The sequence below is a fragment of the Curvibacter cyanobacteriorum genome, from assembly GCF_028649475.1.
GTDB lineage: Bacteria > Pseudomonadota > Gammaproteobacteria > Burkholderiales > Burkholderiaceae_C > Curvibacter > Curvibacter cyanobacteriorum.
In genome coordinates, this window is the sequence record NZ_JAQSIP010000002.1 from 158,637 (window position 1) to 171,928 (window position 13,292).

Annotated in this window: 8 protein-coding genes and 2 tRNA genes; 3 read left to right on the top strand and 7 right to left on the bottom strand. The window is 66.6% G+C overall.

What is annotated here, in order from left to right; translation table 11 throughout:
• Nucleotides 1-4: 4 nt before the first annotated feature.
• From PSQ40_RS04105 to PSQ40_RS04125, 5 genes are read right to left on the bottom strand one after another with little or no spacing between them, the layout of a single operon-like run.
• On the bottom strand, nt 5-1,168 hold the full coding sequence (locus tag PSQ40_RS04105; RefSeq protein ID WP_273949018.1) for an alpha/beta hydrolase family protein: 1,164 nt from the start codon (nt 1,166-1,168) through the stop codon (nt 5-7).
• Nucleotides 1,169-1,204: 36 nt separating this feature from the next.
• Entirely contained in the window at nt 1,205-3,625 is a 2,421-nt protein-coding gene (locus PSQ40_RS04110; protein WP_273949019.1) for an efflux RND transporter permease subunit, read from the bottom strand.
• Entirely contained in the window at nt 3,622-4,674 is a 1,053-nt protein-coding gene (locus PSQ40_RS04115; RefSeq protein WP_273949020.1) for a WD40/YVTN/BNR-like repeat-containing protein, read from the bottom strand. Before PSQ40_RS04115 ends, PSQ40_RS04110 begins: the two co-directional genes overlap by 4 nt.
• A gap of 10 nt (nt 4,675-4,684) precedes the next feature.
• Nucleotides 4,685-6,040: a DUF1329 domain-containing protein gene (locus PSQ40_RS04120; RefSeq protein ID WP_273949021.1), complete on the bottom strand. Its 1,356-nt coding sequence runs from the start codon at nt 6,038-6,040 to the stop codon at nt 4,685-4,687.
• Nucleotides 6,041-6,056: 16 nt separating this feature from the next.
• A complete protein-coding gene (locus PSQ40_RS04125) occupies nt 6,057-7,721 on the bottom strand; it encodes a DUF1302 domain-containing protein (protein WP_273949022.1) in 1,665 nt (554 codons plus the stop codon).
• Between the two features lie 320 nt (nt 7,722-8,041).
• Between PSQ40_RS04125 and rimO the strand changes: the two genes are divergently transcribed.
• Entirely contained in the window at nt 8,042-9,454 is a 1,413-nt protein-coding gene (gene rimO / locus PSQ40_RS04130) for a 30S ribosomal protein S12 methylthiotransferase RimO (protein ID WP_273949023.1), read from the top strand.
• Nucleotides 9,455-9,777: 323 nt separating this feature from the next.
• Here the strand turns inward: rimO and PSQ40_RS04135 are convergent.
• Together PSQ40_RS04135 and PSQ40_RS04140 are read right to left on the bottom strand one after the other, a co-directional pair.
• Nucleotides 9,778-9,862, bottom strand: a tRNA-Leu gene (locus PSQ40_RS04135).
• A 74-nt stretch (nt 9,863-9,936) separates the two neighbouring features.
• Nucleotides 9,937-10,021, bottom strand: a tRNA-Leu gene (locus PSQ40_RS04140).
• A 60-nt stretch (nt 10,022-10,081) separates the two neighbouring features.
• On the opposite strand from PSQ40_RS04140, the gene rnr reads away from it, so the two are divergent.
• Both rnr and PSQ40_RS04150 read left to right on the top strand, forming a co-directional pair.
• Nucleotides 10,082-12,355: a ribonuclease R gene (gene rnr, locus PSQ40_RS04145; RefSeq protein ID WP_409338546.1), complete on the top strand. Its 2,274-nt coding sequence runs from the start codon at nt 10,082-10,084 to the stop codon at nt 12,353-12,355.
• A gap of 117 nt (nt 12,356-12,472) precedes the next feature.
• Nucleotides 12,473-13,237 carry an SDR family oxidoreductase gene (locus PSQ40_RS04150; RefSeq protein WP_273949027.1) on the top strand — a complete coding sequence of 255 codons (765 nt, stop codon included), beginning with the start codon at nt 12,473-12,475 and terminating at the stop codon, nt 13,235-13,237.
• Nucleotides 13,238-13,292: the final 55 nt, after the last annotated feature.

The window sequence follows — 13,292 nt, forward strand, 5'->3', positions numbered from 1 at the left end:
GATGTCAAGCGGTGCGCGCGCGCAGGGTGGCGGCCACCCAGTCGGCGATGTAGTGGCCAGCGTTGATGCTGTTGTCGAAGCTCGCGTGCTGGACGCCACCTTCGCGGTCTGTGAAGATCTTCAACTCGCGCTTGGGGCTGTTGACCAGCTGTTCATAGGTGCGGTGGGCCCACTTCAGCGGGATCTGCGAGTCGCGCTCGCCGTGGGTGACCAGGAAGGGCACCTTGATCTTCTCCACCACGCCATCGAGGTGCACGTCTTCGGCGATGCGCATGAAGTCCTCGACGTTCTTGGCGCCCCAGACCCAGCAGACGTGGGCCCAGTAATGCGGCACCGGGAAGTCGCCCTCGCGTTCCAGGCGGCGCTTTTGCACGTCGCGCCAATCGTGGTTGGCACCCCAGGCCACGCCGCAGGCAAAGCGCGGCTCCATGGCCACGGCCCGGGGGCAGTAGTAGCCGCCCAGCGAGACACCTTCGCAGCCAATGCGCTTGGGGTCGACTTGCGGGTGCTGTTCGAGCCAGTCGACCACGCAGCTGGCCCAGTGCTCGGCGTCGTAGCGTGCGGTCAGGCCCTGCAGGCGCAAGGCTTCGCCGGTGCCCGGTTGGTCCACCATCAGCGACGACACGCCGCGCTTGGACAACCACCACGACAGGCCCACCAGGTACTTCATTTCCTTGGTCGAGTCGAGGCCGTTGAGCTGCACCAGCAGTGGCGCGCGCTCACCGGGCTGCAGGCCCTCGGCGGGGAAGTAGAGCGCCGACAGGTGGGTGCCGGCATAGGGGATCTCCACGCGCTGAACGCGGTCTCGCATCAGGCCGGCACCCTTGTGGAACAGCGCCAGTTCGCGGCGGTACAGGTCCAGGCGGCCCGGTGCGTCGTGGGCCTGCAGTCGTTCGGCCGTGATCAGGTACGCAGAGGCGCGGCGGTACTTTTCGCCGGCCGAGAACAGGCGGCCCTTGGCTTCATCTTCGGCGGCCAGTTCGCACAGGCGGTCGGCCATGTGCACCCAGGTTTCGCGGAAGGCCTGGGTGCCCGCGGCATCGGGGGCCTTGGCGGCCTCTTGCAGCGGGGCGCACATGATTTCGATCTCGCCGACGCGCGCACCCATCTCGATGGCCAGGTTGACCGAGAGGTTCCACACGTAGTTGGTTGGGAAGTACTTGAACATGGTGTCTAGAAAGGACAGGTTGAAAAAACGGAGGTTTCAGGCCTGGCGGGCCTGCAGCGGTGCCGCGGAGCCGGGCACCGGGGCGATGGCCCGGGGTTTGAGGAGGAAGTGCGCCAGAGCGGGCACCAGCAACAGCGCTCCCAACATGTTCCAGAGGAACATGAAGGCCAGCAGCAGGCCCATGTCGGCCTGGAACTTGATCGGTGATGCGACCCAGGTGATGACCCCGATGGCCAGGGTCACGCCGGTCAGCATCACCACCTTGCCGGTGAACAGCAGGGCCCGGTGGTAGGCCTCGGACAGGCTCTTGCCCTCGCGCAGCTGGGCCAGCGTGACCGACAGGATGTAGAGCGCGTAGTCCACGCCAATGCCGACGCCCAGGGCAATCACCGGCAGCGTGGCCACCTTGACGCCCATGCCCAGCGCCACCATCAGGGCCTCGGCCAGCATCGAGGTCAGCACCAGCGGCAACATGGCCACCAGCACGGCGCGCCAACTGCGGAAGGTGATGAAGCACAGCAGCGTCACGGCGCCATAGACCAGCACCAGCATCAGGCCCCAGGCCTGCTTGACCACGATGTTGGTGGCGGCCTCGATGCCGGCCGACCCCGCTGCCAGCAGGAACTGGGTGCGCTCGTTGTTGTGGGTCTGGGCGAACGCCTCGACGTGCTCGACCACCCGGGCCAGCGTGTCGGCCTTGTGGTCTTGCAGGTACACGTAGACGGTCAACAACGAGCAGGCGTCGTTGTAGAGGCCGCGCGGGGCGCTGGCGGTGACGGTGTTGAGCATGTCCTGGTTGGGCAGGAACTCGTACCAGCGCGGGTTGCCCTCGTTGAGGCCGGCGAGCATGCGGCGGTTCAGCAAGGCGAGTGTGTTGCTGCTCTCCACACCGGGCAATTGACGCAGCTGCCATTCCAGCGCATCGACCAGGCTCAGCGTTTCGAGGTTCGAGCACTGGCCCTCGGGGGTGCGCACCATCACCGCGAGCACATCGCTGCTGGCGCCGTAGTGCTGGTTCACAAAGGCCACATCGCGGTTGTAGCGGCTGTCGGCGCGCAGCTCGGGCGCCCCGGGGTCGAGGTCGCCGATCTGCAACTGGCGGCTCACGGCGTAGCCGCCCAAGCCCAGCACCACCGCCACCAGCACCGCCACGCTGGCCCAGCGGCGGGTCGTGAAGTGGTCCAGCCAGGCCCACAGCGGGTGGCGGGCTGCACCCTCGTCGGCCGCCTGTTCGGCGCGCAGGCTGCGGGCCGCGGCCTGCGGGCTGACCCCGACATAGGACAGCAGCACGGGCAGCAGGATCAGGTTGGTGAAGATCAGCGCGGCCACCCCGATGGACGCGGCCAGGGCCAGCTCGCGGATCACCTGGATGTCGATTACCAGCAGCACGGCAAAGCCCACTGCATCGGCCAGCAGGGCGGTCAGGCCCGCCAGGAACAGCCGCCGGAAGGTCATGCGGGCGGCCACCAGGCGGTGCATTCCGCGGCCCACGTCCTGCATGATCCCGTTCATCTTCTGCGCACCATGGCTCATGCCAATCGCAAACACCAGGAACGGCACCAGGATGGAGTAGGGGTCCAGCGCCTGCCCCATCAGCGGCAGCAGGCCCAACTGCCAGACCACGGCGACCAGCGACGCCAGCACCACCAGCGCCGTCGAGCGCAGGCAGCGGGTGTAGCCGAACACCATGGCCGCGGCGATGGCGACGGCCAGCGCAAAGAAGCCCAGCACCGCGCGCACGCCCCCGATCAGGTCGCCCACGATCTTCGCGAAACCCGTGATGTGCAGCTGCACGCCCTGGGCTTGGTAGCGTTCGCGCAGCGCCTCCAATTGGGTGGCCAGCGCGGCGTAGTGGATCGGCTGGCCATCCGCGCCTTGCGACAGCAGGGGCACGAAGATCATCGACGAGCCTGCGTCGTGTGCCACCAGCTGTCCGACCTCGCCGGAGCGGGCGACGTTGGCGGCCAGTTGCTGCAGCTTGGCGGGCGAGCCGTCGTAGCCGTCGGGGATCACGGGACCGCCCTCCAGCCCGTCTTCGGTCACGCCGATCCAGCGTGTGCTGGGCGTCCACAGGGACTTCATGCGGGCCCGGTCCACACCGGGCAGCAAGAACACCTCGTCCGACAGGCGCTGCAAGGTCTCCAGGTAGCGGGCATCGTAGAGGCTGCCCTGCGGCTGCGCCACCACAATGCGCACCGCGTTGCCCAGGCCGCTGAGCTCGTGTTGGTAACGCAGGTAGTTCTGGATGTACGGGTGGCTGCCAGGGATGGTCTTCTCGAAGCTCGCGTTGAGTTCGAGCCGGGTGGCTTGCCAGCCCAACAGCACGGTGACCAGGGTGCACAGCAGCACCACCAGACCCCGGCGGTTGAACAGCAGGCGCTCGACCCAGGCGCCAGATTGGGGATCAAAGGCGGCGCTGTCGCTGCGCACGCCCCCGTGGACGGGGATGGCGCTCATGGTCGACCTCCGGTGGGTGTGGCTGGGTTGATTTGCTGCGCCCCCGCCACGCCGACCACCGTCAGGCGGCCGTCGCGGTGCGCCAGCAGGCCCGCAGGCATGGGCTGCGCCCGGGCGGGCACCGCTTGCGCGACCTCGCCCTGCAGGCGAAACAGGCTGCCTGACTGACTGGCCAGCCAGGTGCTGCCTTGGGCGTCGGTGGTGGAGGCCAGGATGCTGGTGGCACCGGGCAGGCTCACCGCCGACCACTGCTGCCCCTCGGCACTGCGCCAGACATGGCCGCGCAGGCCCGCCAGCAGCAGGCTGCCGCCGGGGCCGATCTCGGCCGTGAACCAGCTGCCTTTGTAGGGCGAGGGCAGGGCCTGGAAGCTGGCGCCGTCGTCACTGGAGCGTGCCAGCACGCCTTGCTCGCCCGCGAGCAGCACCGCGTTGCCGCTGCGCCGCACGGTGTACCAGTGCATGCCGCGCGGGTTCGGCAGGCGCTTCATCCAGGGCTCCCAGGTCTGGCCGCCGTCCCGGGTGTGGAACGCCAGGCCGTAGGCGCCCACCGCCAACAGGCGGCGCGCGTCCCACATCACCACATCGAGGAAGGGCTTGTCCGGCCCGTCGGCCAGCAGGCGCTCGGCCTCGGCCACCGCGTCCGGCGTGCTCGCCGACTGGCGCGCGATCTCGGCCAGTTGACGGCCATCGAGTCGAAGGGTCCAGCGCTGCCCCCCGTCCTGGGTGGTCAGCACGGTGCCGCCATGTCCCACCGCCACGCCTTGGCGGTCATCGGCAAAGCGCACCATGGTCAGGGTCACGCTGACCGGGCTGCGCACCTGCTGCCAGGTCTGGCCTTGGTCGTCGCTCAGCGTGATCAGGCCCCGCTCACCCACTGCCACCAGGCGCTGGCCCGCCCAGGCCACCGACAACAGCACGTTGCGGGCCGGGTCGCGGACGGTCAGGGCCGGGCGGGTCAGGGCGTCGTTGGCCGCGGCAGCACCGGCCGCAGGGTGCGCTCCGCCCGCCGCGAGCGCCAACGCCGCGGCTAAGAAAGTTGCAGACTTCATCGGGAGGTTCTCAGCGCAGACCCTCGGCGGCCAAAGCGTCGGGGGTGAAGTGGCTTTCCGCGCGGCGCGGCATGATCTTGTAGTGCTGTGGGCGTTCGTTCACCACACCGCTGGCGTACCAGGCGCCAGAGATCAGGTCGTTGAAGCCCCATTGCTGTTGCGGCGTGGTGGCCGGCAGATCGGGCATCACCACCGGGTGTGACCAGACGGTCTTCCACAACTGGCCCTTGGCGTCCCAGCGGTCGGCCAGCACGGCGACCCAGGTGTCTTCGTCCACGTAGTAGCGGCCCCGCGGGGCCTGGTGGCGCTGGCCCGGCTTGAGCTTGGCCTCGATGACCCAGACCCGGTGCAGCTCCCAGCGCACATGGTCGGGGTTGAGGTGGTTGTCCATCAGCACATCGCTGTCCTTGGTGGGCGTGTGCAGGCGGTTGCTGTTGTAGGGGATCAGCATCTCCTGCTTGCCCACAATCTGCCAGTCAAAGCGGTCGGCCCGACCGCCAAAGACGTCCACTTCGTCGAAGCTGGCCACGCCGCTGGTCGCGGGCGTGGGGGTGTCGCAGCAGGCGTTGGGCAGCTTGCGCACCCGGCGCTGTCCGGTCAGGTAGACCCAGGCCCCCGACTTGTCCTGGTCCAGGTGCTGACGACCCACCAGCGCTTCACCCGCGCGCACCGGCGGACCGCTGTTCAACAGCCGGATCAGCCAGTATTCCCCATTGAAGGCGTCGGCCTGGCCTGGGGCGTAGTAGGGCATCTGGAAGTCGCCGATGCCCTGCACCGACAGCACTTTCTGGCCGCTGGCCGTGCCCAGGTAGCCGCGGAAGTCGGTCTGCCAGGCTTCGCCGCGCCAGTGCAGCTCGTGGTTGGCCATGACCTCTTTGCCGTTCTTGGGGATGGGGAACGGGATGCCGCCATAAGCCCCCTTGACCACTTCACCGTCGAGCGTGGCGCTGGTGGCGTTTTTCAGCGTGTTGTCGTAGACCCACTGCGGCGCTGCAGCGGTGCGGTGGGTCTTGTAGACATCGACGCGGTAGGTCTGCGGGTACTTTTTGAGCAGGGCCTGTGTGCCCTCGGTCAGTTTGGCCGCGTGCTGGGCCAGGTTGGCGGCGGTGATGCTGTAGAGCGGCTTTTCACTGGCGAACGGGTCACCGCGGCGGCCCCCATTTTTGAAACCCGGCAGCGGCGTGGTGTAGCCGCCGGTCCAGGCCGGGATGCTGCCGTCCTTGTTGCCGGCGCGCTCGGCACCCAATGGCGTGAGTTCGCTTTTCAGTCGGGCCGCCTCGGTGGCGCTGACCTCGGCGTGGGCGGGCAGGCACAGGGCCAGGGCGCAGAGGCCCGCGCCCAGCAGGTGCTGTGGGGTGGTGTTCATGGCTTGTCTCCTCAAATCAGAAAGTGGTGCGCAGCGACAGCGTCAGGTAGTCGCGGTCCTTCAGGGCTTGCAGGAACTGGGTGTTGTTGTTGATGTCCAGCGTGGTGCCTTCCTTGCCGTAGAAGTGCTGGTAGGTCAGTGCCACGTTCCAGCGTCCCAGGTAGACACCGGCCAGGCCCAGGCTCAGGTCGCCACCGCGGTTCGGGCCGAAGGCCGGGCCCACGGCCGAGGAGCGGCCATCGGTGTAACCCACGCCAATCGACGGCGTCAGGTCCAGACCGGGCACCACCTGGCGGTAGGAGGGGGCGAACACCATGCGCACGGCCCAGGCCGATTTGTCGGCGTTCGGGTTCAGCATGGTCTCGTTGCGGGTGACCTTGAGGCGGGTGTTCCAGGCGATCTCGCCCACAAAGCTGGCCTCATTGGCGATGAACGACGGCCCCAGCGAGGCCAGCCACGAGAACTGGGCGTGCGCGGTTTCGCCCACCGCATAGCCTGGGCGGCTGTTGTTGTTCAGCCCCGTGTTCAGGCCAATGCTGGGCAGCACAGTCTGGCCCGAGCTCGACAGCGGGGCGTTCTGGCGGTAAGACATTTCACCGGCCAAGCTCCAGTCGCCAACCGCCTTGGCGAAGCTGGCGCCATAGGCGCGGATGCCTTCGTGGTAGGCCCAGCGGTAGCTGCTGGGGGTCAGCGCGGGCGGGAAGCCGCTCAGCGTGTTGTAGATGTTGGAGGCCGACGTCGCATGGAATCGGATCGCGTACAGGCCGAAATCCGTGTCGATGGCGGGCGCGCGCCAGCGCAGTTGCAGACCGCCCTGCCCAGTGTTCCGGGCGCCCAGGTCCGGGCGGGCGGCAAACGCCGTGCTCGGGCTGGTCATGATGCGTTCCGCGCCCGGGCCCAGCGCGTCGCTGGTCGACAGGAAGGCCCCCACCGGCATCATGCGGGTCTTCTCCCATTCATAGCCCAGGTAGCCGCCCAGCGAGACGTCGGTCGACCATTGCCACTGGGCCGAGAGCTTGCCGGTCGGCCGCGCGATCTCTTTGAAGGTGGCGTTCGGTACCGACTGCAGCTTGATCAGATCCAGTGGCGCCTGGCCGCCCGCGATGCCGTTGGCGCCAAAGAACAGGCTCTCGCCCCACAAGAGGGTGTGGCGGCCCAGGCGCATGGTCAGCGGTCGCCCGGCCAGGTCGGTTCTGGCGTAGACAAAAGCGTCCAGCACCTCCGCATGGCGGCCCATCAGCTCGCGCGCGGCCGGGGTGAATTCGCCGCGCGGCTGGTGGTTGGCCGTGAAGGTGTTGTTGCCGGTGCCGCGCAGGTAGACGCTGTCGTTCCAGGCCGCAGCGCTGAGGCGGCCACCGAAGCGTGGCCCCGCCAGGTCCAGTTCGGACAGCAGGTCCAGCCGGTTGGAGGCCAGGCCTTGGCCAAAGTTGTTGTTGCCATCGTCCTGGTTGACGGTCACCGGGGCATTGGCCGACAGGCCCGCAGAAGGCGCATGCAATCGGTGGGTCAGGCTGTACTTGAGGGTGTTGTCCCAGCTCAGCTTCCAATCGGGGTTGCCGGTGTCGAGTTCGATGGCGTGGGCGGACGGCGTTGCCAGGCAAGCGGCCATCAGCAGGGTCAGCACGCGTGGATCTTCAGGTGTGAGCAGGCGCGCTGCCGCGCAAAGGCACCGTGGGGTCATGCTTGTCTCCGTTGTTGTGGGTCGGTTGGCTCGTTCAGGCGGTTGCCAGACGGGCCAAGCGCCGGAATTTACGGACTTGACTCACATCACGGAAATGGATTGTTCAGATCCTCTAAATCTGTTTGATCAATATCAGGGAGAACACTGGGGCGACTGGCGGGGGGCTGGGGCAAGCTGGCCAATGCGTTCAAAAGCGCCGGTGACCCGTCGGTGTGGTGTGGCGCTGGCCAGCGTGGGGGCCGGGGCGCAGGCGCCGCTTGGGGGCGGCTGTCGTAGAATCGCTGCCCAGCACAGTTGCCAGGTCGCACTGCCAAATTCAAATGAAATCAGATACTTACGATGCAGCCGCGGCGCCGATGGCCGTCAAAATCCCCAAGGTGGCCTTTGCCAGCCTGGGTTGCCCGAAAGCCCTCACCGACTCCGAATTGATCCTCACGCAGCTCAGCGCGGAGGGCTATCAAACGTCCAAAACCTTTGAAGGCGCGGACCTGGTCATCGTCAACACCTGTGGTTTCATCGACGACGCGGTGAAGGAAAGCCTGGACACCATCGGCGAGGCGCTGGCCGAAAACGGCAAGGTGATCGTCACCGGTTGCCTGGGCGCCAAGCAAGGTCAGGATGGCGAGAACCTGGTGCTTCAGATGCACCCCAGCGTGCTCGCCGTGACGGGCCCGCACGCCACCCAGGAGGTGATGGACTCGGTGCACAAGCACCTGCCCAAACCCCATGATCCGTTCATTGACCTGGTGCCCAACGCCTTTGGCGAGGCCGGCATCAAGCTCACGCCGCGCCACTACGCGTACCTGAAGATCAGCGAAGGCTGCAACCACCGCTGCACCTTCTGCATCATCCCGTCCATGCGGGGTGATCTGGTGTCGCGACCCATCGGCGACGTGCTCAAAGAGGCGAAGGCCTTGTTTGATGGCGGCGTCAAAGAACTGCTGGTGATCAGCCAAGACACCTCGGCCTATGGTGTGGACGTCAAGTACCGCACCGGCTTCTGGGATGGCAAGCCGGTCAAGACACGCATGCTTGAGCTGGTCCAGGCCCTCAGCGAACTGGCCGAGCCGCACGGCGCCTGGGTGCGCCTGCACTATGTCTACCCCTACCCCAGCGTGGACGAGATCCTGCCGCTGATGGCTTCGGGTCGGGTGCTGCCCTACCTCGACGTGCCGTTCCAGCACAGCCACCCCGATGTGCTGCGCCGCATGAAGCGACCCGCGAGTGGCGAAAAGAACCTCGAGCGCATCCAGCGCTGGCGCGAGATCTGCCCCGAACTGGTGATCCGCAGCACCTTCATTGCAGGCTTCCCCGGTGAGACCGAAGAAGAATTCGAGCACCTGCTGAACTTTGTTCGCGAGGCCCAAATTGACCGCGCGGGCTGCTTTGCCTACAGCCCGGTCGAAGGCGCCGCGGCCAACGAACTCGAAGGCATGCTGCCGGCCGAAGTGCGTGAAGAGCGCCGGGCCCGTTTCATGGCCGTGGCCGAAGAGGTGTCGACCCAACGCCTGCAGCGCCGCGTCGGCGCCACCATGCAGGTGCTGGTGGATTCGGCCCCGGCCCTGGGTCGCAAGGGCGGGGTGGGCCGCAGCTATGCCGATGCGCCTGAGATCGACGGCGTGGTGCGCCTGTTGCCGCCGGAGAAAATCAGCAAGACCCTCAAGGTGGGCGAGTTCACCCGGGCGCGCATCGTGGCCACCGAGGGGCATGACCTGGTGGCTGCGCCGATCTGAGCCACCGATCCGCTGTGGGCAGGGGCTGATCCGACGGGTTTGCCACCGCTTTTGAAACTGAAGAACCCTGGGGCGCGATTGCTTCCCAGGGTTTTTTTGTGGCTCGGATTCGCTGGCCGTGTGCCCGGCGCAGTGGTCCGAAAGCCAGGGCTGGGGATGTTGGCGACGCACTGGCACGGCGCGCGATCTGGGGCGGCGGCGAGGGCGTTGCGGTGGGGCGGTTGGCCGCGGGGCACTTGGGGTGCCGCTGGGCGGTGAAGTGGGGGCAGAAAACAAAAAAGCCGCTGAAACAGCGGCTTGTTTGCGTGTGAACGATTACAGACTGGTGCCCAGGAGAGGACTCGAACCTCCACGATGTTACTCGCTAGTACCTGAAACTAGTGCGTCTACCAATTCCGCCACCTGGGCAGTCTTGTAACCTATCAACTTCCTAAAATTTAGTTGTCCTGAAACCGGATTGTGTAATCCGTTTTCATTAAACTTGGTGCCCAGGAGAGGACTCGAACCTCCACGATGTTACTCGCTAGTACCTGAAACTAGTGCGTCTACCAATTCCGCCACCTGGGCATCTCAGGAAGAATTAGATTGTATATCAAAAATTTAAGCCAAAGCAAGTCGCCGAGCAATTTGTTAGAAGAATTTGAAGGAATCATCCAAGGCCACCGGGATGGCCATGGCTTTGTGGTCCGTGACAGTGGGGATCCAGACGTCTATTTGCCCCCCAACGAAATGCGGGCGGTGTTGCACAAAGACCGGGTCAAAGTCCGCATCGTGCGCTCTGACCGGCGCGGCCGCCCCGAGGGGCGTGTGCTCGAAATCATCGAACGTTCCCAGCAACCGATCATCGGTCGCTTGCTTCAAGAGAGTGGTGTCTGGCTGGTCGCCCCGGAGGACAAGCGCTACGGTCAGGATGTGCTGATCCCCAAGGGCGCCACCGGCACGGCCAAGACCGGTCAGGTGGTGGTGGTCGAGTTGACCGAGCCGCCCGCCCTGTTTGGTCAGCCGGTGGGCCGGGTGATTGAAGTGTTGGGCGAGGTCGATGACCCCGGCATGGAAATCGAGATCGCGGTGCGCAAGTACGGGGTGCCGCATGAGTTCTCTGAAGCCTGCCTCGGCGAGGCCAAGGCGCTGCCTGACAAGGTGCGCCCCACCGACAAGCGCGCCCGTGTCGACCTGACCGACATCCCGCTGGTGACCATCGACGGCGAAGACGCGCGTGACTTTGACGACGCGGTGTATTGCGAACCGGCCCGGGTGGGCCGCGGCAAGGGCTGGCGCTTGCTGGTCGCGATTGCCGACGTGAGCCACTATGTGCAGACCGGTTCGGGCATTGACATCGATGCCTACGACCGCGCCACCAGTGTCTATTTCCCGCGCCGCGTGATACCCATGCTGCCAGAGAAACTGTCCAACGGCCTGTGCTCGCTGAACCCCGAGGTCGAGCGCCTGTGCATGGTCTGCGACATGATGATCAACGCCAAGGGTGAGATCCATGCCTACCAGTTCTACCCGGCGGTGATGTGGAGCCATGCGCGTTTCACGTACACCGAGGTGGCGGCCATCCTGGCCAACACGCGGGGCCCCGAGGCCACGCGCCGCAAAGACCTGGTGCCGCACCTGCTGGACTTGCACGATGTGTACCGTGCCCTGCTGGCCGCGCGCCACACCCGGGGCGCGGTGGACTTCGAGACCACCGAGACCCAAATCGTTTGCGACGACAGTGGCCGCATTGAGAAGATCGTGCCGCGCACCCGCAACGACGCGCACCGCCTGATTGAAGAGGCCATGCTGGCCGCCAACGTCTGCAGTGCTGATTTCATCGCCCAGGGCAAGCACCCGGGCCTGTTCCGGGTGCACGAAGGCCCGACCCCGGAGAAGCGGGAGCTGCTGGCCAACTACCTCAAGGCCATGGGCGTGGGCTTGTCGATCAGCGACGAGCCCACACCGGGCGAGTTCCAGGCGATTGCCGAGGCCACCAAAGAGCGCCCTGATTCACAGCAGATCCACACCATGCTGCTGCGCTCGATGCAGCAGGCCATCTACACGCCCATCAACAGCGGCCACTTTGGCTTGGCGTTCGAGGCGTACACCCACTTCACCAGCCCGATCCGGCGCTACCCCGACCTGCTGGTGCACCGCGTGATCAAGGCCATCCTGGGGCAGTCGCGCTACCAGCTGCCGGCCCTGCCGACCCCGGGCGAGGCGCACACCAAGCTGGCGCGCCGCCTGGCCTCGCGCGTCAAGGAGCCGACCGAGAAGCCGCGCAAGGCCTCGGCCGAAACCCAGGCCTGGGAGGCGGCAGGCCTGCACTGCAGCGCCAATGAACGCCGCGCCGACGAGGCCAGCCGGGACGTCGAAGCCTGGCTCAAGTGCAAGTACATGCGCGAACACCTGGGTGAGGAGTTCGGCGGGGTGGTGTCCTCGGTCACCAGCTTCGGCCTCTTTGTCACCTTGGATGCGATGTATGTCGAAGGCCTGGTGCACATCACCGAGCTCGGGGGCGAGTACTTCAAGTTCGACGAGTCCCGGCAAGAGCTGCGCGGTGAGCGCACTGGCATCCGCTATGCGATTGGTTCGCGGGTGCGGGTGCAGGTCAGCCGGGTTGACCTCGATGGGCGCAAGATCGACTTCCGACTGGTCAACGAAGGCGAGGACCCCTTGCTGCGCGCGCCGCGCGACAAGACGGGCGCCGGTCCCCAGGGGGCTGGTGGCAAGTCGTCGGGCAGAGGCGCCAGCCGCGACCGGCAGGCGGGCACCGCGGCCAAGGGCGGCAAGAACCCCGAGCGCCAGGCGCGCTCGCCCGAGCCGCCGACGCGCTCGCCCATCCAGGCGCTGAAGGCCTCGGTCAAAAAGGCCTCCGCCAAGAAAAAAGCCAGCAAGGGGCGCAAAACCCACCGCTGATCTTGGCTGAGGGTCCCCAGGCCCGCCTGCCACCAGGCCGGGGCGGCGTGTTCGCCCCTGCGTCAGCTTGGGCCCCCCTCTGTTTCACTGTCACACAAAATCAAGGAGACACCATTCATGAGTACCGACAAGTCCTGTTCGCCCGTGGCCATCGTCACAGGCGCGGGTTCGGGAGTAGGCAAGGCCACCGCGCTGACCCTGTTGAAGGCGGGTTACCGCGTGGCCCTGGCCGGGCGACGTCCCGAGCCCCTGCAGGCGGTCGCTGCCGAATCCGGCGCCGGTGAGCGGGCCCTGGTGGTGCCCGCCGACGTCGCGGACGAGGCCTCGGTGGCCCAGTTGTTTGCGCGCACCGTCGACGCTTTTGGCCGACTGGACCTGTTGTTCAACAACGCGGGGGTCAGCGCCCAGGGCGTGCTGCTGGAGGACCTGTCCCTCGAGCAGTGGCGCAATGTCGTGGACATCAACCTCACCGGCATGTTCTTGTGTGTGCGCGAGGCGTTCCGGGTCATGAAGGCCCAAACCCCCATGGGGGGCCGCATCATCAACAACGGCTCCATCTCGGCCCACACCCCGCGCCCCAACTCGGTGGCCTACACGGCCACCAAGCATGGCGTCATGGGGCTGACCAAGACCGCTTCGCTCGATGGCCGCAAGTACAACATTGCCGTGGGGCAGATCGACATTGGCAACGCGGCCACCGACATGGCGGCGCGCATGGCCAAGGGCGTGCCCCAGGCCAATGGCGAGATCGCCATCGAGCCGCTGATGGACGTCAACATCGTGGGTCAGTCCGTGCTCTACATGGCCAGCCTACCGCTCGAGGCCAATGTGATGTTCCACACCGTGATGGCCACCAAGATGCCGTTCGCCGGCCGCGGTTGAGTTCGGGCCGCCAGCCGGGCCTGGCCCCTGCCCACACCGGCCGGCCAGGGGCGGG

What these genes read in the sequence shown, in the direction of transcription:
- PSQ40_RS04105 (WP_273949018.1), bottom strand. Translation starts at nt 1,168, where the DNA reads ATGTTCAAGTACTTCCCAACCAACTACGTGTGGAACCTCTCGGTCAAC.
- PSQ40_RS04110 (WP_273949019.1), bottom strand. Translation starts at nt 3,625, where the DNA reads ATGAGCGCCATCCCCGTCCACGGGGGCGTGCGCAGCGACAGCGCCGCC.
- PSQ40_RS04115 (WP_273949020.1), bottom strand. Translation starts at nt 4,674, where the DNA reads ATGAAGTCTGCAACTTTCTTAGCCGCGGCGTTGGCGCTCGCGGCGGGC.
- PSQ40_RS04120 (WP_273949021.1), bottom strand. Translation starts at nt 6,040, where the DNA reads ATGAACACCACCCCACAGCACCTGCTGGGCGCGGGCCTCTGCGCCCTG.
- PSQ40_RS04125 (WP_273949022.1), bottom strand. Translation starts at nt 7,721, where the DNA reads ATGACCCCACGGTGCCTTTGCGCGGCAGCGCGCCTGCTCACACCTGAA.
- rimO (WP_273949023.1), top strand. Translation starts at nt 8,042, where the DNA reads ATGAAATCAGATACTTACGATGCAGCCGCGGCGCCGATGGCCGTCAAA.
- PSQ40_RS04150 (WP_273949027.1), top strand. Translation starts at nt 12,473, where the DNA reads ATGAGTACCGACAAGTCCTGTTCGCCCGTGGCCATCGTCACAGGCGCG.